The organism is Marinomonas flavescens (assembly GCF_004352835.1).
Classification (GTDB): domain Bacteria; phylum Pseudomonadota; class Gammaproteobacteria; order Pseudomonadales; family Marinomonadaceae; genus Marinomonas; species Marinomonas flavescens.
In genome coordinates this window covers 206,999-228,336 of the sequence record NZ_SJSB01000003.1, presented here as the reverse complement: position 1 = coordinate 228,336, position 21,338 = coordinate 206,999, and the positions used below count along the sequence as shown (strand labels likewise).

Sequence of the window (21,338 nt, the reverse complement as noted above, 5' to 3'; positions counted from 1 at the left end):
TTGCAGCCGAAAGGGAGTAGTATGCATAACTCGTTCCAATTTTCTCTTATTAGAAGTGTTTCTTTATGAAGCAGTCCTTGCAACTAAAAATCGGTCAACAACTGACCATGACGCCTCAGCTGCAACAAGCCATTCGGTTGCTGCAGCTTTCTACGTTAGATCTGAAACAAGAAATTCATGAATTTCTAGAGTCAAACCCTCTATTAGAAATAGACGATGATGACTATGCCAGTTCAGAAGTACCGACAAGAGAACAACAAGAAGCAAACGACAAGAAAGTTGAAGCGAACTCAAGCGAAGAAGCTCGTGTCGAATCGGAGTGGACCGACAGCATCCCTGAAGAGCTATCTATCGACAGCAACTGGGACGACACCTTTCAAAACTCAGCGGCCGCGGTCACTTCTAGCACAAACTATGAAGGCGAAAGCGACTATGAGAGCCGTAATGCTCCCTCAGAAAGCATTCAAGACCATCTAATTTGGCAACTCAATTTAACGCACATGTCAGACCGAGACATAGAAATCGCTTACGCAATCATCGAGTGCGTCCAATCTGATGGCTATTTGAGCATTACAGCGGAAGATATATGGGAATCGCTCTCCAGCGAACTAGAAGACTTAGAACTTGACGAAGTAATGGCGGTGCAGCATAGACTCCAACGCTTTGATCCTGTTGGCGTTTGCTCAACCGACTTACGCGATTGCTTATTAGTCCAACTAGAAGCCTTTCGCGACCACCCACTGTACAAAAGCACTTACAATTTAGTCGATAACTATTTACCTCTGCTGGGTAATCGTGATTTTGTACAATTAAGTCGAAAAACAAAACTCAAAGAAGAATCATTAAAAGAAGTGGTTGAGTTAATTCAACAACTTAATCCACGCCCAGGCTCTATCATTGATTCCGATGACACAGATTATGTAATACCTGACGTATCTGTTAAAAAAATAAATAACACTTGGCAAGTCGAACTAAATAATGACGCCCTTCCACCTGTCAAAATTAATGAAACCTACTCTGCAATGGCAAGCACTGCGTCCACCTCAGAAGACGCAACATACATAAAGAATTCATTGCAAGAAGCCAAATGGTTCATGAAAAGCCTGCAAAGCCGCAACGAAACACTATTAAAAGTGACTAGCTGTATCGTTAAACGTCAAATTGATTTTTTCGAATTAGGCGAAGAAGCCATGAAACCCATGGTGTTGCATGATGTAGCCGAAGAAGTAGGCATGCACGAATCTACTATTTCGCGAGTTACTACGCATAAATACATGCACACACCTAAAGGCATATTTGAACTAAAATATTTCTTCTCTAGCCATGTAAACACCGCCTCAGGTGGCGAATGCTCTTCTACTGCAATAAGAGCCATGATTAAAAAATTAGTACTGGAAGAACCGGCTAAAAAACCGCTAAGTGACAATAAACTGGCCACTGTTTTAGCCGACCAAGGCATACAGGTAGCACGACGTACTGTGGCAAAATACCGCGAGGCAATGAATATTCCTCCTTCAAATGAACGAAAACGATTGATCTAATACGGATAATATTTCCCTATGCCATTGAAATCATTATTAAAAACAGACCTTGTACTAGCAAAACAAGACATCGTCAGTAAAAAACGCATTCTTGAAAGCATTGCTGAAGTTGCTGCAAACCGACTTCATTGTGACAAAGAAGCCATTTATGAAGCACTGTTAAGTCGAGAAAAACTCGGCAGCACAGGCATAGGCAATGGTATTGCTATTCCACATTGTCGCCTAGAAACTGCCAATCACACTGCTGTTATCGCAATTTCGTTACAATCTGCTATCGATTTCGATGCTATAGACAAGAAACCCATTGATTTAGTCTTTGCACTTATCGTACCGCCACAGGAATGCGACGAACACCTATCTACACTTGCCGAAATAGCAGAGTTGGCACAGTCGGATGACGCCTTAAACAAGCTTAGATCAGCAGAAACAAACGACGCTCTATTTGCAGCACTAGATTCTCTACTATAAGGAAAAAACATGTTGGAAGAGTCTGTCACAATCATAAACAAACTTGGCCTTCACGCTCGTGCAGCGGGAAAACTGGTCGAAACAACCTCACGTTTCTCTTCTGACATCACCATTGAAAAAGATGGTCGTAATGTGGATGGGAAAAGCATTATGGCGATGATGATGCTAGCAGCCAGTAAAGGTACTGACATCAAGATCAAAACCAATGGGGAAGACGAAGAGGAAGCAATCAAAGCGATCATCGCCTTGATCCATGATCGCTTTGGCGAAGACGAGTAAGGACGGCCATGTCAGAACAAACTACTCTCGCTCATCTTCAAACGGTCACCGAATCTCTAGAATCCGGTGCCACCATGCAAATCCGTTATTTACTTAACGGCGCCCTACCCGCACAAGACGTTGCCCGCTTACTTGAGTCATCCCCACCAAAAGAACGTAAACTTCTCTGGGATTTAATCGACTCTAAAAATGAAGGCGAAGTACTCCAATACTTAAGTGAAGAGATTGGCGTACAGTTCATGTTAAACATGGACACAGAACGCCTAGTCGCTGTTTCTGAGCATTTCGAAAGTGATGACCTTGCCGATCTTTTACAACACCTCCCAGAGACCGTTGTAAAAGAAGTTCTAGCTTCCATGTCCAGCCAAGACAGAATGCGAGTGGAAGCATTATTAAGCTACTCAGAGGACTCCGCTGGCGGTTTGATGAATACGGATACAATCACTATCCGTCCAAACATTACCCTTGATATCGTTTTTCGCTACTTACGCCGGCATAAGACTCTTCCAGATATGACCGATAGCCTACTGGTTGTTAGTCGCTCTGATCGCCTACTAGGAACGCTGCCTCTAACAAAACTACTGGTTGCAGACGTGAATTGCACCGTGCGCGACATTATGGAAACAGACAATACCGTTATTGATGCCAACACACCCGCTAGCGAAGTAGCACAACTCTTTGAAAAGATGGACCTAGTATCGGCTCCCGTTATTGATAGCATCACAAAAAAACTATTAGGTCGAATCACTATCGATGACGTAGTTGATGTAATTCGCGACGAAGCAGAACACTCAATGCTGAGCATGGCCGGCCTAGACGATGACGAAGACACTTTTGCCCCCATACTAAAAACAACGAGACGACGCGCAGTTTGGCTCGGCATCAACTTAATTACCGCATTCATCGCATCGTATGTAATTGGCTTATTTCAGCACACCCTAGATCAAATTGTCGCGCTTGCTATTCTGATGCCAATTGTTGCCAGCATGGGCGGCATTGCAGGGTCTCAAGTACTGACTCTTGTCATTCGAGGCATTGCCTTAAACCAGATAGGTGCGACCAATACTCGATGGCTTTTAAACAGAGAACTCATTGTTGGCGTATTAAATGGTATACTTTGGGCGACCGTTATTGCCGCTTTAACAGCACTTTGGTTTGACAACATAAAGATTGCCTATATCATTGCAAGCGCGACAATCATAAATCTGTTTTTTGCCGCACTCACAGGCACGCTATTACCAATTTTCTTAAAAAAACTTGGTATCGACCCAGCTTTAGCCGCCAGTGTGATTTTAACAACTGTGACTGATGTCGTTGGCTTTTTAGCCTTCCTCGGTCTTGCTACCATTTTTTTAGTATAGGTTCCCATGACAGACTTTGATCAAATTGATGACGATGAAGAAATTATTAAAAGTAAAACGCAGATCAAGCGTGAAATGGAAGGCCTACAAGAGCTAGGTAAGAAATTATTAAGCCTGAGTAAAAATCAGCAAAAGAAAATCCAGATGTCTGAAACATTGAGAGCCGCTCTTACTGAAGCCACTCGCATAAAACAGCACGAAGCATCAAGAAGACATCTACAATATATTGGCAGAGTGATGCGCACTGAGGATCATGAATCTATTGCGCATAGCATAGCCATATTTGATAGTACGTCTGCTGCCTATAACAAGCTATTCCACCAACTAGAGCTAAAACGTGATGCTCTAATTGGAGAACATAGCAAAGAAGTGCTTGCTGAGTATCTAACAGATCACCCTGAGGTCGAAGATATTCAACAACTTAGACAACTGATTCGCTCATCACAAAAAGAAGCCTCTCTACAGAGCAATACAACAAACAGAAAAAAACTGTTTCGCTTTCTAAGAGAAGCTGAAGAAAAGAAATTAGGCTTATCCGAATAGAACAATTCGCTAAGCAAGCACAAGATTAACAATCGTTATTTGATTAAAGCGCCTTAAGTGAAATACCTAAGGCGCTTTTTTTACAGACGACGATGCGACAAACAAGGCATCTTGTTACGACACTCCAGCAATACTTCATCGGTAATGTCGCAAACAAAATACCCAGGCTCTTCTTCCAATCCAGCAAGAAACTCACCATTTGGTGAATACAACACACTATGACCATAAGTTTGTCGAGTATCGTTGTGCCAACCGCATTGATTAACACCTAGTACAAAACACTGGTTCTCTATGGCTCGGGCTGCTAATAAAGTGTTCCAATGCGCCTTACCTGTAACATAGGTAAATGCCGCCGGCACAAGCAAGACTTCCGCTCCCGCCTTTGATAAGGCCCTATAAAGCTCAGGGAAGCGCACATCGTAGCAAATACTTAGACCCACTTTAAAACCATCCACATCAATGATCTGGGTCTCAATATCCCCAGGCTCAATCGATGCCGATTCTTTGTAAGTTCCTGCTTTGTCGTTAACCGCCACGTCAAAAAGGTGAATTTTGTCATAGCGTTTTATCAGTTCCCCATCAGGAGAAAAAACCAAGCAAGACTGACGCACTCGCCCACCGCCAACGTCCTCACCTGTGACACGATTAGCCGATGGGTGAGAGCCTACAACAAGATAAATAGAGTGCTTGATAGCTAACTGGGATACTTCTTTCAGAATTTCATCCTGTGGAGGAGAATCTGCCAAATAACGCATTGCTTTGCCATCAAATAAAAACACATTTTCTGGTAAAACAATCAACCTCGCGCCATCTTTTGCCGCCAAACCGACCCATTTTTTCGTCATTTCTAAATTTTGAGCCCAATCAGCGGTACTCGTTAACTGAATAGCTGCGATGCGAAGTGATTTCATTTAATTACTCACCTTTTTTACTGGCTTGTGCTTTACCGGTGTAATTTCAGGACTGTCAAATGATCCCTTTATATGGTACTGGACACTGGTGACTTTTGATAAACTATCGCCGATCAATTTATCTGTAAGAAACAAAATTCCCGCCAATTGAGGCGACCCCCACAACAAACCTGCCAACGGCAAAGAGCGCGTAATAGGCAAGGTTGCCGTTAACGTTTCATCTAACGCCTCATTCACTATATCTGCCGTGCCTTCCAATGACACCTCTGCCGTTGGAGAACTGATACTCAAAGGTTTTGTGGTCTTAAGAATGCCTTTATTAATATCAAAAGTACCTTTGAAACTGTCATACGTTAATCCAGGTTTATAGACATCAGAAAAATCCAGACTCAATCGTCGTTTTAATGATTCGACATTAAAAATACCAAATATTTTCATAAAAGTAGGCAATTCATCCACCTGTGAAAAGTTGCCATCCTCAGCGTCAAAAGAAATCCTTCCCGATACCGTCTTGCGGTTAAAGTAGAAAGGGTGACCTTGCCAATTTAAAACCACATTAATTTTATATTGCTTAGAGGTGACAAAGGGCTTATTTGAAAACTTATCTATCAACTCAGCCAGATCCTTGCCATTTACCGAGATAGTTAACATAACGGTTGGCTGAGCTGCATGATCCTTCCAAATAAGGTGACCATCAAATTTGCCTTTTTTCAAAACAGAAGAAAATGGATCTATACGTAGCTCATTACCATTTCGCACCACATTTAAATTCCAATCACCATAAGGCTTTTGATTAATGTACAGTTGATCCACTATTAGGATCATATTAGGGACTTGACTGGCATGAAAAGGCGGTTTATCAGGGCTACCGTCCCCCGCGTCTCTATCGGTATTCCAACTTAAATAACCAAAATGCAATCTCGGCTTAAGCCCATCATGATCAAATTTGAAATTCAGCTCATCTGAACTAACCTGGAACTTTCCATTCGGATTGCTGGCATCATAATTCACTTTAACATTATGCAGGCTGTTTTGCGGGTTCACTACAACCTTATCAATCAATAAATTCACGTAACGTAGCCAGTCAGGCAACTTAATATTACTGTCATTTAATGAAGGAACAGAACCCTCCTCCCCACCTAACTTCTCAAATACATTACTCCAGTCTGATACATCAAAAGACGAAAACTGTCCTTCTACTGCCAAACCTTTTTTCATATTACTCGGAAGCGGCTTATCACTATTAAAATACAGTTCGCCACCAATAAACTGGCCCGATTTTATTAATAAATTCGTCTTTACTAAGGAAGAAAAGTCACTTTGAATCACGATATCTTGTTGGTGAGACATCATTTTAAAGGTAAAAGGCATGACCTGAGCAGATACTTTAGAGAATGGTTGCGGAAGCGCAATCGCTCCTCCCTTAAGATCGCTATTAATCAGTAAGTCAACCTGCCCCTCCTGGGACTTATTTATCGACAAAGTGCCGTTATATTTAACATCTCCAGTGATCTTATTCGCTAGATAGTCCGGTAGTTTTCGCCACTGTGCAATTTGATAAAGGTTTGCCGAGCCTGATAGTTGACCCAATATACTAATTCGACCATCTTTTTCAAAAGATGATGTAAGCACCATATGTGTATGGCCAGCAAAAGATTGAATATCGAAATCGGAGTCATAAATTCCTTTTTCGCTGGAAAAGTTGAATTGGCCTTTATCAACGACATTATTCAAATCGATATCGCCAATATAAACCGGATTATTCTTAAAGCGTAACCCAAGACTTACTCTTGGCTCTTTATGCGTTTCATTAAGCGGAATGGAAACATTAAAATCACCAGCCATAACGCCTGATACACGCCATGTTTTAAAAGGCTCCAATACATTATTCGCCAACGGCGTCGACTGCAATAAACGGAGCATTTCAGACGATTCTTGCGCAACACTTCCCTTTACACTTAACCAATCTGCCTTACCGTTTTTAACGGGCACATCCACTGAAATATTCGAGACAGCAACATCTGATAAGGACGCAGATTTCACCAGAACATGCACACCAGATTCATTCAACGTAAATTGACCATTAACCGATTTTGCCGTGGGCCAATTCTTATCAAAAGTAATATCCGCATCGCTTACATCCATTTTTAGCCTAACATCTGGCACTGCACCATCAGCCAAATCACTTTGAATAAGTAAATCAACATTATTCACTTCGCCTTTATTGGCAAAAGAGTCTTTTATCCAGCTTCGCAACCCAGCATCAAGCGCCTTGTCAGGAAGGTAAGTAAGCCTATCCGCCACAGGCACATGTTGCGCCGCAATATTCAAAGACAGCCAATCTGGAGCGTTCTGCCGGGCTTCAAAACGAAAGCCGCCCTTAATGTCAGAACCATTACGCTTCAACTTTAAGTCTTGCCCTCTAACAACCAGTGTATTTTGCACAAGCTGCCAATTAACCGTGCCAGATAACGAACTGACTTGCCATTCGTTAGCATAGAGATCAGGAAAGGCAATCACACCCTTGTGCTGCTTGAACTGAATATAACCTCCAGTATCAGCAATACTTAATACCGCATCAATATGATCAGCTTTGGGAATACCTAGATAGCCTGAGCTAGAGACATTTTGTAAATTGCTTAAAAAGTGATAAGACACCGCATTGTCTTTTTTACCAATACGTAATGAAGCATTCGAAATAACACCTTTAGGCGATAGTCCAGAAATTAGTTTTGTTATATGCCAATCAGGTTGTAAAAAATGATTTGCTATCCGATGAGCCAACGCCAAATCAAACTGATTGAAAAGCAAATAAGATTGGTTGGTAGCAGTCGACCATTCATAGGATAAGTTCATTGGCTCATATGTTTTTTCATGCTCATCTTTAAGTTGCATATGATGAACATCGACAGACAAACTCGCCTTTTTTTGACTGTACCCAACTCGCACAGAAGGCGCAGATTCATAAGCTTCACCATTTTTAAAAGCAACACTAAGTTTTGATGCTTTAGCCTGAAGCATAAACCCTTCGCCAACTCGATAATTAAGCCAAAGCTTGCCCGCAAAATCAGCACTCGTTAAGTCAGCCGACCAAGTTTCAGACTTACCATTGAAAGGAATTAAAATATTAGGGACATTAACACTCGCGTCAACTTGATAATCACCAAAGGCACCCAGTGATTGATAGATTTTAGCGTTGAGATCAAAAGGAGTCGCATTACCATCGACATATACTTTTGACTTAATCCACGAGGATTGAGAATACTGAAAAACATAGGCAGCTGGGATAGCAATAGCGTGCTTACCATATTGCTCACTATTGATATCTATTTTGGCATTTAGAATAGAAAACCGCTGTTGCGCCGTTAAATAGCCTAAGATCCTCTCCACCCCCACATCGCTTTTGACATTGGATGAAGACACAGCACCTTTTAGTCGCCATTGACCACCACTCTCCTGAAAGGATAAAGAGGGCTTAACAAAACGAACATAGATAAATTGAGGCGTTAAAGACAGAAGAGACTTAATAAGATCAATTCGAACTCTTATTTCTGGAATACTGACAGCGGACTCACCATTAACTGTTAGCACTAAATTACTAACAGAGACAGTAGGATCAACCCCTTCCAAATGACCACCGATCTTACTAAGCGTCACTTGATAGCCCGTTAACTGACTGAGATTACTCTCTATTTGTAATCGATAGTCATCAAGACAAGGCAGCAACAACTTAACCGCAACAACCGTCATAGCAAGCAGAGCGGCTACACACACTAGCGCCCACCACACAACGCCGATCGCTCTTTGCAGAGACTGCCTCATCTTAGAACCTATTATCGAAGAACAACATCATATTGATCCTGCGTATAAACCAGATCAACTTGAAAACGAATTGTTTTACCTATAAAGGCCTCCAATTCAGCAACAGCAACGCTTTCTTCATCTAAAAAGCGATCAACCACTGAGCTCGCGGCCAATATTGTATAGGTCTGTGAATCATAAGCACGATCAGCTCGAAGTATTTCACGAAAGACCTCATAGCAAACTGTTTCAGGTGTTTTTACTAACCCACTACCCCGACAAGAACGACATGGTTCGCAGAGCGTCTGCCCCAAACTTTCCCGTGTACGTTTTCTCGTCATTTCGACCAAACCAAGCTCAGAGACACCAGTAATTTTTGTCTTAGCATGATCGGAGTCTAGTGTTTTTTCTAACATTCTAAGTACTTGCCGCTTATGCTCTTCATCTTCCATATCGATAAAATCAATAATGATGATGCCACCCAAATTTCGCAATCGCAGCTGACGACCGATAGAAGTCGCGGCTTCTAAATTTGTCTTGTAGATGGTTTCTTCTAAATTTCGACTGCCAACAAAAGCCCCAGTGTTGACGTCAATGGTTGTCATAGACTCAGTTTGCTCAACCAGCAAGTAACCGCCCGACTTAAGCTGTACCTTACGATCCAAGGCTTTTTGTATTTCATCTTCAACGCTGTATAAATCGAAAATAGGACGCTCGCCTGGATAATATTCAATGCGTTCTGTCAACTCAGGCATAAAATCTTCAGCAAAAGAGCGAAGCTTGGCATAATTTTCTCGAGAATCTATACGGATTTTTTCCGTTTTTAAACTCACTAAATCACGCATTGTTCTCAAATGAAGCGGCAGATCTTCATAAATAATGGAGGGAGCTTTGGCAACTTTAATTCGTCGTTTCACTGCTTGCCACAAACGCGTAAGGAATTTTATATCGGCTAGGATTTCTTCTTCGCCAGCTCGCTCTGCTGCAGTTCGTAAAATATAACCATTCGTTTCATCCGCGTCTTTTAACGCCTCAGAAATAAGAGATTTTAAACGCTCACGCTCCTCTTCATTCTCAATACGTTGACTAACACCAACATGAGACTGATCAGGCATATAAACAAGGTAACGAGAGGGTATAGAAAGATGGGTGGTTAAACGCGCCCCTTTTGTGCTGATGGGGTCTTTTGTCACTTGAACAACAAGAGATTGACCTTCTCGAAGGTAATCACCGATTTGATCACTTGGATTGATCGCATCACGATCAGCCACTTCAGAAACATGAATAAAAGCCGCTCGCTCTAAACCAATATCCACAAATGCAGCCTGCATTCCAGGTAAAACACGAACCACTTTACCTTGATAAATATTGCCTACGATGCCTTTACGACTGGCTCGCTCTATATAAACTTCTTGCAGCATCCCATTTTCAACAAGAGACACTCGAATTTCCATCGGGGTGACATTTATTAATACATCTTCACTCACCGGACATCTCCTCTAATGCATGAATACCAAACAAAGCAAGTAACTGAGATGTTTCATAAAGAGGCAAACCCACCACAGCAGAATAAGAGCCAGATACTGAGCGAACAAACACCGCCCCTAACCCTTGAATCGCGTAAGAGCCCGCTTTATCTTGAGGCTCTCCGCTTTTCCAATACTGCGCTATTTCAACATCAGACAACGCTCTAAAAGAAACATTACTAGTAACATTAGTTAGTTGAACATGCTCACGATGTAAATCATAGAGGCAAATCGAGGTCATTACCTGATGATCACGACCTGACAATAATCTAAGCATTCTTTTTGAGTCTTCAAAACAAGAAGGCTTTCCAAGAATAACCCCATCAACAACAACACTTGTATCGGATGCTAAAATAACAACATTTTCTATTTCGTTTCGTTTTGCTTTAAGCTTCTCAGCAGCGGCTTGCGCTTTCTCGCGCGCCATCCGAAGCACATAATCGACAGCGCCCTCATTTTCATAAGGTGCTTCATCTATATCAGCAGGACAGACCTCAAAGCGCTTAACTAATTGCGCCAGAAGCTCTTGTCTTCTTGGCGATGCTGAAGCTAATACAAGCATAAACCCTTCCTAATAAACGACCTTAAAGACCTAAAAACCAACTTGAAAAAACAGTTTAGCGAATCGAGTAAATGCGACGAATACTGCGTAATACAACAAACGACCATGGCCAAAGCAAGCCAGTAATAATCGCCGGCATAAAAATCATCAAGGTTGGTTGCGCATTACCAAGATAATGATCAATCCAGAAGCCAACCAACTGATTAATGCTCACTAAGAGACAGACAAAAATACCTTGCTGCCAGCGATGATACATTCGTAATCGTTTATAAAAAATTGCACATGAAAAAGCGATAATGACATAAGTCAGAGAGTGTTGACCGATAATACCACCTTGCAGTAAATCCACCATCAACCCAAGAAACCACGCGACTCCCACTCCAACACGAAACGGCAAAGCAATAACCCAATATAAAATAACCAACAAAGCCCACTCAGGTCGATACCATACCAACGACTCGGGTAAAGGCATCGCCTCAAGCATAAGCGCAACTATCAGTGTGACAACAAAAATACTAAAGGATTTCATTGATGCTCCGTCTTAGATTTTTCAATTAACATCACATGACGGCTTCGCCCTAACTGAGCCAAAGGCACAACATCCACCTCAGTATAGGGTTGTCCAGATATATGCTTTACAGAACGCACAACACCGACCGGATACCCAGCTGGAAAACGCTTACCTAAGCCCGACGTTGTCAAAATATCACCTTTCTTAATGTCAGCAGATTGCGGAACACTCATCAGTTTCAAATCTTTTAAATCGCCAACACCACGTAATACACCTCTAAAACCTGTGCGAGATAACTGAACAGGTATAAAATGGCTCGCATCAGCAATTAATAAAACACGACTAGTATAGGCAGACGTTTCTACAACCTGACCCAGCACTCCTGTCGCATCCAAAACAGGTTGACCAACATACGCACCTGAAGAGAAACCTTTATCGATAAGTAGCTTATGACTATAAGCATTTTGGTCAAAACCAATCACTTCTGCCATAACGACTTTCTCATCAACTCGCTGCGAAGCATCTAACAATTCTCGCAGACGAACGTTTTCAGCCTGGAGAGAGTTTAACTTCTGCAGTCGACTTTGAAGCATAAGTACTTCTTGGTTTAATGATTGATTTTCTTTAACCAGTCCTTCGCGACTCTCTAAATGTTCACCAGTCCAGTAAAGAATTTTTTGTGGCGTGTTTACCACGACCTGAATAGGCGCAACAAGCCAAGTGAGATAAGGACGAACCGGGGCAAACAAAGAATATCTAGTATCAGCAACAATCATCATGATAGATAAGATGACCAGCACAACAAAACGCGTGCTGGATATCTTGCCATTAAAATAAAGCGAATTATTAATGGTATGGCTCCTAGCAATTACTCATTTTCAGCAGTAAAAAGCTCTGAGGCATGTTTATCCATCATTTCAAGCGCCATACCACCACCTCGAGCAACACAGGTAAGCGGATCATCAGCAATAATCACAGGAAGACCTGTTTCTTCGCTAATTAAACGATCGATTTCACGCAACAAAGCACCGCCACCAGTCAGAACCAAGCCCGTTTCACCGATATCAGCCGCTAATTCTGGCGGAGATTGCTCTAGAACACCTTTGATTGCTTGAACAATTTGCGCGAGCGGTTCTTGCAAGGCATCTAGTATTTCGGTACTGGTCAACGTAAAGGAACGTGGAATACCTTCAGCTAAGTTACGACCGCGAACATCAATCTGCAACTCTTCACCAGTATGATAAGCCATGCCTATTTCGGTTTTAATGCGCTCAGCCGTAGCATCACCAATCAAACTACCGTATTGACGACGCACATACGTTGTAATCGCTTCATCAAAACGATCACCACCAACGCGAATAGACTCAGAAGTAACAATACCGTTTAAGGAAATAATTGCGATTTCTGTGGTACCGCCACCAATATCAATAACCATTGAGCCAGATGCTTCTGCAACTGGCAGACCAGCCCCAATAGCTGCCGCCATTGGTTCTTCAATAATATAGACTTCGCGAGCACCGGCACCCAATGCCGATTCTTTGATAGCACGTCGTTCAACTTGTGTTGATTTACAAGGAACACAAACCAACACCCTCGGGCTTGGTTTTAAAAAGCTATTCTCATGCACTTTAGAAATAAAATACTGAAGCATTTTTTCAGTGACATGAAAATCGGCAATGACCCCATCTTTCATTGGTCGAATCGCCGTAATATTTCCAGGCGTTCTGCCCAACATGCGCTTTGCATCTTTACCAACTGACGCGACTGTTTTTTGATTCCCATTATGACGAATGGCGACAACAGATGGCTCATCAAGCACTATGCCACGGTCACGAACGTAGATAAGGGTATTAGCCGTCCCTAAGTCAATTGACAAATCGCTAGAGAACATTCCCCTAATTTTTTTAAACATGTAATTCCACACCCTAATGAATACAATACGAACAGTGTGAAAATGTAACAATCGCCCACACATTCAGCAAGCCGATTCGTCGTAAATAAGCAAAAAGTCTTAAGGTATTTCATTGTTTATACGAATTTTTTTAATTTGATCGAAAAGAAATTGCTTTTTCCCTTCATGGTCTTTCTAGCTCCTGCCTGAAGAGATACAATACACACCATTTTCGACAATCTAACATCAGGTGGAACATGTCCATAAACAAACAAGACGTGCAAAAAATAGCACACCTGGCTCGCCTCGCCCTCACTGAGGAAGACGCAGCTCAATACCAGCAATCACTATCCAGCGTATTAGCACTCGTTGAGCAAATGCAATCGGTTAATACCGATGGTATTGAACCGCTTGGCAACCCACTTGAAATGACCCAGAGACTCAGAGAAGACGTCGTCACAGAAGGCAACCGTCGAGACGAGTTCCTAGCCAACGCGCCACAAACTGAAGCTGGCCTTTTCTTAGTACCGCAAGTGATTGATTAACGAGAACACAATATGTTTGAACAAAGCATCTCTACCTTAGCGACAAAATTGCGCAATAAAGATATTTCTAGCGTTGAGTTAACACGCCTTTTTTTAGATCGAATTAGCAAACTTGATCCTCAGCTCAATAGCTTCATCACCATCAGTGACGAGCTTGCATTACAACAAGCAAAAGCAGCCGACACCTTGCTAGCAAGCAACAAGGGCACCAGCCTAACCGGCATACCTATCGCTCACAAAGATTTATTTTGCACCCAAGGCGTACTGACAACTTGCGGCTCTAAAATGCTCAATAATTTTGTTCCGCCTTATGAGTCAACAGTAACAAGCCGCATACAACAAGCGGGCGCAGTAATGCTAGGCAAAACAAATATGGATGAGTTCGCGATGGGCTCTTCTAACGAAAACAGTTTTTTCGGGGCCGTTAAAAACCCTTGGAACCTAAACAAAGTACCTGGCGGGTCTTCTGGTGGCTCCGCTGCTGCCGTTGCCGCTGGACTTGCTGTTGCCGCTACCGGCACAGACACAGGCGGCTCTATTCGCCAGCCCGCATCGTTTTGCGGCATAACAGGCCTAAAACCGACTTATGGACGCGTGTCACGCTTTGGCATGATCGCTTACGCTTCCAGCCTAGATCAAGGTGGCCCAATGGCGAAAAGCGCCGAAGATTGCGCCCACTTAATGCAAGCCATGGCAGGCTTTGACGAAAAAGACTCGACTTCTTCTGAAACACCTAAAGAAGACTACTTAGCTAACTTAAATGCGCCATTAACTGGCCTTAAAATTGGCTTGCCGAAAGAGTATTTTGGCGAAGGCTTAGACCCTAAAGTAGCTGATACAATTATGTCGGCAGTGAAAGAGTTTGAAAAACTCGGCGCGACAGTGAAAGAAATATCACTACCGAACCTACAACTAAGCATTCCAGCCTATTACGTTATCGCACCTTCAGAAGCGTCTTCTAATTTATCTCGCTTTGACGGCGTTCGATTTGGACATCGCTGTGACGATCCAAAAGACTTGCTAGACATGTACACCCGCTCGCGCGCTGAAGGCTTTGGCACAGAAGTACAAAAACGCATCATGGTAGGTACCTATGCCCTGTCTGAAGGCTATTACGACGCTTACTACCTAAAAGCACAAAAAATTCGCCGCCTAATCAAAGAAGATTTCGTTAAGGCGCTCAGTGAAGTCGATGTCATCATGGGACCCGTCGCACCAACCACTGCGTTTGACATTGGCAGCAAAACAGACGACCCAGTCGCTATGTACTTAGAAGATATTTACACCCTATCTGTGAACCTTGCTGGCATTCCAGCCATGTCTGTTCCTGCCGGCTTTGCAGACGACATGCCTGTTGGTTTACAAATCATGGGCAATTACTTTGCCGAAGCCAAGCTATTAAACATCGCACACCAGTTCCAGCAGAATACCGACTGGCACTTACAAACACCAACATTGGCAAAAGGAGCATAATATGGACTGGGAAGTTGTTATTGGCCTAGAGATTCATACTCAGCTCTCTACGAAATCAAAATTATTTTCTGGCGCAGCCGTTGGCTTTGGCGCTGAACCAAACACCCAAACAACCCTTGTCGACCTAGGCATGCCTGGCGCCTTGCCCGTTTTCAACAAAGAAGCATTGCGCATGGCTGTTATGTTTGGTCATGCTATCAACGCTGAAATTGGCATACATTCTGTCTTTGCTCGCAAAAATTACTTTTACCCCGACCTTCCAAAAGGCTACCAGACCAGCCAAATGGACCACCCTATTGTGGGCAAAGGCCATTTAGACGTTCTTCTTGACGACGGCACCACTTCACGCATCGGCATCACTCGCGCCCACCTTGAAGAAGATGCTGGCAAATCATTACATGAAGACTTTCAAGGAATGACTGGCATCGACTTAAATCGCGCCAGCACACCCTTGCTAGAAATTGTTTCTGAACCAGACATCCGCTCAGCAAAAGAAGCCGTAGCGTACGTTAAAATGATTCACTCTATCGTCACCTATTTAGGTATTTGTGATGGCAACATGGCAGAAGGCTCAATGCGCTGCGATGTTAATATTTCACTACGCCCAAAAGGTCAAAAAGAGTTTGGCACTCGAACTGAAATTAAAAACGTGAATTCATTTCGCTTTATCGAAAAAGCCATCTACACCGAAATTGAACGCCAAGCTGACATCCTTGAAGACGGCGGCAAAATCACTCAAGAAACTCGCTTATACGATGCCGAAAAGAATGAAACTCGAAGCATGCGTTCTAAAGAAGACGCGAATGACTATCGCTACTTTCCATGCCCCGACCTACTCCCTATAGAATTAACCCAAGAGTACGTTGACGACATTAAAGCAAGCCTACCTGAACTACCTAGCCATAAAGCTAAACGTTTTCAGAGTGAGTACAACCTTAGCGAATACGACGCTCACGTTTTGTCTTCTTCTCGTGAAATGGCCGACTTCTTTGAAGCAGCAAACTCTGCCACAAAAGACCCTAAATTAACCGCCAACTGGGTAATGGGGGAGCTAAGTAAATTACTAAATCAGGCTCAGCTAGAAATCAACCAATCTCCCGTTTCAGCAAGTGCTTTTGGCAAACTTCTTGCCCGCATCCAAGACAACACTATCAACGGCAAAACAGCCAAAGATGTGCTGCAAGCTATGTGGAACGGCGAAGGCTCAGCCGACGCCATCATTGACGCGAAAGGCCTTAAACAAGTCACCGACACTGGCGCGATCGAAAGCATGATACAAGCCATTTTAGACGCGAACGCGACTCAAGTGGAACAGTACCGCGCCGCGGAACCTGACAAGCAGAAGAAAATGATTGGCTTTTTTGTCGGCCAAGTTATGAAAGCTTCTCAAGGTAAAGCAAACCCTGGCATGGTAAATCCAATTCTAGCCAAGCTACTTAAAGGCTAACCAACCCATACCAATTTAAAACGACCCACTTTAGGGTCGTTTTTTTTCCCGAATATTCAAAAAACACATTACAAAAGCCTCAAGACACAAAAAAAGCACTCTAATCACTTAGAGTGCTTTTCAATAAACAGGCGACAAAAATAACAGACTATTGATCCAATAATGCTCTTACAATCACTTTATTGGCCTCAGGAAAAGAGTAATCAGCTAAGTCAGTAATAGAAACCCAACGCACTTCCTGTCCTTCTTTCCCTCTTGCCTCTCCGTCAAATTGAGTGACAACAAAGAAAATCAACTCAACCTGCTTATCACCATAATCATGCGAAATCGTCTGAAAAAAATTCGCTTGCCTAACAACTATTCCACACTCTTCATGCAACTCTCTCGCTAACGCATCAGCAGGAGATTCATCAGGCTCACATTTTCCACCCGGAAATTCCCACAGATCACCTTGATGCTGACTTGCCTTACGAAGAGCAATAAAAACAGATTGATCTCGCAGTATAATACCTGCCGCAACACGCACCAACATCAGGTACGATAATCTGCATTAATAGTCACATAATCACGCGAAAGATCCGTCGTCCATACCGTGTCTGAGACATCACCCGCCCCAAGGTTAATCACGATATGAATTTCTTCAGGCGCCATCGCCTCTTGGCCATGTTTCTCAAGATAGTCTGGTGATCGACAACCATCACGAACAATTTCAAAACCATTTATATGGAGCTGAACTTTATCCACGTCAAGACCTTCAACGCCAGCACGACCTACCACCGCCAAAATTCGACCCCAATTAGGATCAGAGGCAAATAAAGCTGTTTTCACCAGAGGAGAATGAGCTACCTCAAACGCAACCTTAGTCGCGTCAGATACTAAATTCGCCCCTTGAACTTCAACAGTAACAAATTTAGTCGCACCCTCGCCATCACGCACAATCGCGTGAGCTAACTCTTGCATCACCTCAGTAAAGGCAGTTAAAAAAGCTTGAGCCAATGGTGAGGCAACATCAGTTACCACCTCATTACCCGCTTTCCCTGTTGCAACCGCAATACAGGAATCATTTGTCGAGGTATCGCCATCGATCGTAATACGATTGAAACTCTTTCCAACCACTTCTTTCAACATTTTCTGAAGAAGCGACGTATCCATTGCAATATCACTAAACACATAACCTAGCATGGTAGCCATATTAGGACGAATCATTCCCGCCCCTTTAGAAATACCAGCAACAGTATAAGCACGCCCCTCATACTCAAATGAGCGAACAGAACCTTTAGGCAGTGTATCTGTGGTCATAATGCCAGTGCCTGCAGCGCGCCAACTATCCCCAGAGAGAGACAGAAACGCAGCTGGGATTGCCGCTACTATTTTATCCGTCGGCAATGGTTCACCGATAACCCCTGTAGAAAATGGCAAAATAGCATCGACATCAACACCAGCTTGCTCAGCCAACACCTGGCAAGTAAGCAAAGCATTTTCAACACCCAACTTACCCGTACCCGCATTGGCATTACCGGTATTAATCAGCAAATACCTAGGGCTTGAGCTAGCCAAATGTTTCTGACATAAACGTACTGGCGCTGCACAAAAAGCATTTTGCGTGAAGACTCCAGCAACAGCAGCCCCTTCACACAATTCAAAGATAACAAGATCTTTTTTGTTTGGTTTTTTAATACCCGCCTCAGCAACCCCTATCTTCACTCCTTTGATTTCAGGAATATTAGGGAAATCACACAATCCTACTGCCATTCGAACACCCTCAACTAAACAAGACTGCCGTGACAATGCTTGTATTTTTTACCGGAACCACAAGGACAAGGCTCATTACGACCAACCTTAGGATACTCTGCATCATCCGAAGACCCCTCAGACAGCACAGATGAAGACTCATGCTGCATACTCAATGTCGTTTTTTCTTCTTGAATACGGCGCGCTTCTTCTATTTTCTCAGATTCTTCAGGAGACTGAACTTTAACGCGAGTCACAATCTGAATAACTTCAAACTTAACTTGCTCAAGCAAATCTTGGAACAACTCAAAAGCTTCACGCTTATACTCTTGCTTCGGATTTTTTTGAGCATAGCCGCGTAAATGAATACCTTGACGCAGCATATCCATAGTTTGAAGATGCTCTTTCCACAAAGTATCGAGCACTTGCAGTAAAACCTGCTTTTCAAAAACTCGAAGCGACTCAGCGCCAGCTACTAACTCTTTAGCCTTATAGTCATCAACAAAGGCATCATGTATCTTTTGTCGTAGTGGCTCTTCATATAATTTAGAATCTTCCTCGACCCACTGAACAACAGGCAACTCTAGACCAAACTCATTACGAGCTTTTTCTTCCAGTCCTTTCAAATCCCATTGATCGTAAACACTTTGAGGAGGAATAAACTCATTAACAAGATTGGCAACCACTTCTTCACGCATCGCGTTAATCGCTTCGGATAAGTCTTCAGAAACCATCATATCGAAACGCTGACGATAAATAACCTGGCGTTGATCGTTTGCTACATCATCATATTCGAGAAGCTGCTTACGGATGTCAAAGTTACGACCTTCTACTTTACGCTGAGCTTTCTCAATGGCATTAGAAACCATCTTATGCTCAATAGCCTCGCCTTTCTCCATCCCCAAAGCCAGCATCATTTTTTTAATGCGGTCAGACATGAAAATTCGCATCAAGCTATCTTCAAGAGACAAGTAAAAACGCGAAGAACCCGCATCACCTTGACGACCAGCACGACCACGCAACTGATTATCAATGCGGCGCGACTCATGACGCTCTGTACCAATAATATGCAAACCGCCGGCAGCTAATACAGCTGCATTTCGCTCTTTCCAATCCGCTTTTAACGCATCAACTTCTTCCTGCGTCGCTGATTCGCCAAGCTGATCAAGCTCTACCTGCAAATTACCACCCAACACAATATCAGTACCGCGACCTGCCATATTAGTGGCAATCGTCACTGCTGATGGACGCCCAGCTTCGGCTACAATTTGCGCTTCACGCTCATGCTGCTTCGCATTCAAGACATTGTGTTTGATGTTTTTCTTATTTAGATAATCAGATAACAACTCAGAATATTCTATCGACGCCGTACCCACTAGAATAGGGCGACCTTGAGCAGAGATGTTCTCAATATCAACGACAATGGCCTCAAACTTGTCTTCTGTAGACATATAAATAAGGTCATTAGAATCTTTTCGTTGTACCGGATTATTAGTCGGTATCACAACAACTGATAAGCCGTAGATTTGCTGAAACTCAAACGCTTCAGTATCTGCCGTACCCGTCATACCAGATAGGTTGTCATATAAGCGGAAATAGTTCTGGAAAGTAGTTGATGCCAAAGTTTGACTTTCAGCTTGAATAGTCACACCTTCTTTCGCTTCAACAGCCTGATGAATACCTTCAGACCATCGTCTACCTTGCATAGTACGACCAGTATGCTCATCGACGATAATAACCTCATCATTTTGAACAACATAATCGATATTTTTGTGAAAGATTACATGGGCTTTTAAACAAGCATGAACATGATGAAGCAGAGATAAATTGCCTGCTGCATACAAGCTGTCCCCTTCTTGCAACATACCCTGTTCTACCAACCAACTTTCAACAAACTGGTGACCATCTTCAGTCAGCTCAATACTTTTCTGAGATTCATCGAACACATAGTGTCCCGCATCTTCACCCTCAGCACCCTCTTCTTGTCGCTTAAGCAACGGAGGTAAGAAGTTGATTTTACGATATTGTTCAGAGCTGTCTTCAACCGCACCAGAAATAATCAAAGGTGTGCGGGCTTCATCAATTAAAATTGAGTCAACCTCATCAACAACGGTAAAGTTTAATTCTCGCTGTACACGATCTTCAAAACGAAACACCATGTTGTCGCGCAGATAATCAAAACCAAACTCATTATTTGTACCGTAGGTGATATCACACAAATACGCCGCTCGTTTTTCCTCTCGCTCTTGTCCAGAAAAAACAACCCCTACACTCATATCTAAAAATTCATAGAGTGGACGCATCCAGTTAGCATCACGCTTAGCGAGGTAATCATTCACAGTAACAACATGAACGCCTTTTGAGGAAATGGCATTCAGATATACAGCCAAGGTAGCAACGAGTGTTTTACCTTCACCGGTGCGCATCTCAGCGATTTTACCTTCATGAAGGACAATACCCCCAATCAGCTGCACATCAAAATGGCGCATCCCCATTACTCGGCGACTTCCTTCACGGACAGTAGCAAAAGCTTCGGGCAACAAAGAATCTAATGACTCACCTTTGCTGACACGCTCACGAAACTCGTTTGTCTTCCCCGCTAACTCGCCATCGGTAAGCTTGCTGAAAGATTCTTCAAGTTTATTAATTTGAATAACGACTTTTTTGAATCGTTTTACTTCTCGGTCATTCTTTGTGCCGAGTACTTTTTTTAATACAGTTCCTAACATCTTGAATACAACGCCGCCA

Annotated in this window: 18 protein-coding genes; 8 read left to right on the top strand and 10 right to left on the bottom strand. The window is 42.9% G+C overall.

Annotated features, from left to right (window positions below; genetic code table 11):
* The first annotated feature begins 65 nt into the window (after window positions 1-65).
* From E0D70_RS04820 to yjgA, 5 genes are read left to right on the top strand one after another with little or no spacing between them, the layout of a single operon-like run.
* Complete coding sequence (locus tag E0D70_RS04820) at window positions 66-1,541, top strand: RNA polymerase factor sigma-54 (RefSeq protein ID WP_133011146.1); 1,476 nt, start codon at window positions 66-68, stop codon at window positions 1,539-1,541.
* An 18-nt stretch (window positions 1,542-1,559) separates the two neighbouring features.
* Window positions 1,560-2,009, top strand: a complete 450-nt coding sequence (locus E0D70_RS04815; RefSeq protein ID WP_133011145.1) for a PTS sugar transporter subunit IIA — start codon at window positions 1,560-1,562, stop codon at window positions 2,007-2,009.
* A 9-nt stretch (window positions 2,010-2,018) separates the two neighbouring features.
* Window positions 2,019-2,288 carry an HPr family phosphocarrier protein gene (locus tag E0D70_RS04810; RefSeq protein ID WP_133011144.1) on the top strand — a complete coding sequence of 90 codons (270 nt, stop codon included), beginning with the start codon at window positions 2,019-2,021 and terminating at the stop codon, window positions 2,286-2,288.
* 8 nt (window positions 2,289-2,296) lie between these two features.
* Complete coding sequence (mgtE, locus tag E0D70_RS04805) at window positions 2,297-3,649, top strand: magnesium transporter (protein WP_133011143.1); 1,353 nt, start codon at window positions 2,297-2,299, stop codon at window positions 3,647-3,649.
* Window positions 3,650-3,655: 6 nt separating this feature from the next.
* Window positions 3,656-4,192, top strand: a complete 537-nt coding sequence (gene yjgA / locus E0D70_RS04800) for a ribosome biogenesis factor YjgA (protein WP_133011142.1) — start codon at window positions 3,656-3,658, stop codon at window positions 4,190-4,192.
* An 80-nt stretch (window positions 4,193-4,272) separates the two neighbouring features.
* Here yjgA and E0D70_RS04795 read toward each other — a convergent pair whose 3' ends face one another.
* From E0D70_RS04795 to E0D70_RS04765, 7 genes are all read right to left on the bottom strand, one after another.
* Window positions 4,273-5,103, bottom strand: a complete 831-nt coding sequence (locus E0D70_RS04795) for a carbon-nitrogen hydrolase family protein (RefSeq protein ID WP_133011141.1) — start codon at window positions 5,101-5,103, stop codon at window positions 4,273-4,275.
* Window positions 5,104-8,925, bottom strand: a complete 3,822-nt coding sequence (locus tag E0D70_RS04790) for a YhdP family protein (protein ID WP_133011140.1) — start codon at window positions 8,923-8,925, stop codon at window positions 5,104-5,106.
* An 11-nt stretch (window positions 8,926-8,936) separates the two neighbouring features.
* Window positions 8,937-10,391 carry a ribonuclease G gene (gene rng, locus E0D70_RS04785; RefSeq protein WP_133011139.1) on the bottom strand — a complete coding sequence of 485 codons (1,455 nt, stop codon included), beginning with the start codon at window positions 10,389-10,391 and terminating at the stop codon, window positions 8,937-8,939.
* A complete protein-coding gene (locus tag E0D70_RS04780; protein ID WP_133011138.1) occupies window positions 10,384-10,992 on the bottom strand; it encodes a Maf family protein in 609 nt (202 codons plus the stop codon). The genes rng and E0D70_RS04780 overlap by 8 nt, the downstream gene beginning before the upstream one ends.
* 55 nt (window positions 10,993-11,047) lie before the next feature.
* Window positions 11,048-11,521, bottom strand: coding sequence for a rod shape-determining protein MreD (gene mreD, locus E0D70_RS04775; protein ID WP_133011137.1), 474 nt, complete (start codon window positions 11,519-11,521; stop codon window positions 11,048-11,050).
* Window positions 11,518-12,303: a rod shape-determining protein MreC gene (gene mreC, locus E0D70_RS04770; RefSeq protein ID WP_240536987.1), complete on the bottom strand. Its 786-nt coding sequence runs from the start codon at window positions 12,301-12,303 to the stop codon at window positions 11,518-11,520. Before mreC ends, mreD begins: the two co-directional genes overlap by 4 nt.
* A gap of 68 nt (window positions 12,304-12,371) precedes the next feature.
* Window positions 12,372-13,415 (bottom strand): rod shape-determining protein, encoded by a 1,044-nt coding sequence (locus tag E0D70_RS04765; RefSeq protein WP_133011135.1) that lies wholly within the window; start codon window positions 13,413-13,415, stop codon window positions 12,372-12,374.
* A 236-nt stretch (window positions 13,416-13,651) separates the two neighbouring features.
* On the opposite strand from E0D70_RS04765, the gene gatC reads away from it, so the two are divergent.
* From gatC to gatB, 3 genes are read left to right on the top strand one after another with little or no spacing between them, the layout of a single operon-like run.
* A complete protein-coding gene (gene gatC, locus E0D70_RS04760; RefSeq protein WP_133011134.1) occupies window positions 13,652-13,939 on the top strand; it encodes an Asp-tRNA(Asn)/Glu-tRNA(Gln) amidotransferase subunit GatC in 288 nt (95 codons plus the stop codon).
* A gap of 12 nt (window positions 13,940-13,951) precedes the next feature.
* Window positions 13,952-15,412 (top strand): Asp-tRNA(Asn)/Glu-tRNA(Gln) amidotransferase subunit GatA, encoded by a 1,461-nt coding sequence (gatA, locus tag E0D70_RS04755; protein WP_133011133.1) that lies wholly within the window; start codon window positions 13,952-13,954, stop codon window positions 15,410-15,412.
* Window position 15,413: 1 nt separating this feature from the next.
* Complete coding sequence (gatB, locus tag E0D70_RS04750) at window positions 15,414-16,859, top strand: Asp-tRNA(Asn)/Glu-tRNA(Gln) amidotransferase subunit GatB (RefSeq protein ID WP_133011132.1); 1,446 nt, start codon at window positions 15,414-15,416, stop codon at window positions 16,857-16,859.
* A 148-nt stretch (window positions 16,860-17,007) separates the two neighbouring features.
* Here the strand turns inward: gatB and mutT are convergent, their stop codons facing one another.
* The 3 genes from mutT to secA are packed head-to-tail and all read right to left on the bottom strand — an operon-like array spanning window position 17,008 to window position 21,319.
* Window positions 17,008-17,391, bottom strand: coding sequence for an 8-oxo-dGTP diphosphatase MutT (mutT, locus tag E0D70_RS04745; protein ID WP_207923198.1), 384 nt, complete (start codon window positions 17,389-17,391; stop codon window positions 17,008-17,010).
* Window positions 17,391-18,611 (bottom strand): bifunctional glutamate N-acetyltransferase/amino-acid acetyltransferase ArgJ, encoded by a 1,221-nt coding sequence (gene argJ, locus E0D70_RS04740; protein WP_133011130.1) that lies wholly within the window; start codon window positions 18,609-18,611, stop codon window positions 17,391-17,393. Before argJ ends, mutT begins: the two co-directional genes overlap by 1 nt.
* Window positions 18,612-18,625: 14 nt before the next feature.
* The gene (gene secA, locus E0D70_RS04735) at window positions 18,626-21,319 is read right to left on the bottom strand and encodes a preprotein translocase subunit SecA (RefSeq protein WP_133011129.1); all 2,694 of its coding nucleotides are present in this window, start codon (window positions 21,317-21,319) and stop codon (window positions 18,626-18,628) included.
* Between the last annotated feature and the right edge of the window lie 19 nt (window positions 21,320-21,338).

Coding starts and splice junctions, on each gene's coding strand:
- E0D70_RS04820 (WP_133011146.1), top strand. CDS start 66: ATGAAGCAGTCCTTGCAACTAAAAATCGGTCAACAACTGACCATGACG.
- E0D70_RS04815 (WP_133011145.1), top strand. CDS start 1,560: ATGCCATTGAAATCATTATTAAAAACAGACCTTGTACTAGCAAAACAA.
- E0D70_RS04810 (WP_133011144.1), top strand. CDS start 2,019: ATGTTGGAAGAGTCTGTCACAATCATAAACAAACTTGGCCTTCACGCT.
- mgtE (WP_133011143.1), top strand. CDS start 2,297: ATGTCAGAACAAACTACTCTCGCTCATCTTCAAACGGTCACCGAATCT.
- yjgA (WP_133011142.1), top strand. CDS start 3,656: ATGACAGACTTTGATCAAATTGATGACGATGAAGAAATTATTAAAAGT.
- E0D70_RS04795 (WP_133011141.1), bottom strand. CDS start 5,103: ATGAAATCACTTCGCATCGCAGCTATTCAGTTAACGAGTACCGCTGAT.
- E0D70_RS04790 (WP_133011140.1), bottom strand. CDS start 8,925: ATGAGGCAGTCTCTGCAAAGAGCGATCGGCGTTGTGTGGTGGGCGCTA.
- E0D70_RS04780 (WP_133011138.1), bottom strand. CDS start 10,992: ATGCTTGTATTAGCTTCAGCATCGCCAAGAAGACAAGAGCTTCTGGCG.
- mreD (WP_133011137.1), bottom strand. CDS start 11,521: ATGAAATCCTTTAGTATTTTTGTTGTCACACTGATAGTTGCGCTTATG.
- E0D70_RS04765 (WP_133011135.1), bottom strand. CDS start 13,415: ATGTTTAAAAAAATTAGGGGAATGTTCTCTAGCGATTTGTCAATTGAC.
- gatC (WP_133011134.1), top strand. CDS start 13,652: ATGTCCATAAACAAACAAGACGTGCAAAAAATAGCACACCTGGCTCGC.
- gatA (WP_133011133.1), top strand. CDS start 13,952: ATGTTTGAACAAAGCATCTCTACCTTAGCGACAAAATTGCGCAATAAA.
- gatB (WP_133011132.1), top strand. CDS start 15,414: ATGGACTGGGAAGTTGTTATTGGCCTAGAGATTCATACTCAGCTCTCT.
- mutT (WP_207923198.1), bottom strand. CDS start 17,391: ATGTTGGTGCGTGTTGCGGCAGGTATTATACTGCGAGATCAATCTGTT.
- argJ (WP_133011130.1), bottom strand. CDS start 18,611: ATGGCAGTAGGATTGTGTGATTTCCCTAATATTCCTGAAATCAAAGGA.
- secA (WP_133011129.1), bottom strand. CDS start 21,319: ATGTTAGGAACTGTATTAAAAAAAGTACTCGGCACAAAGAATGACCGA.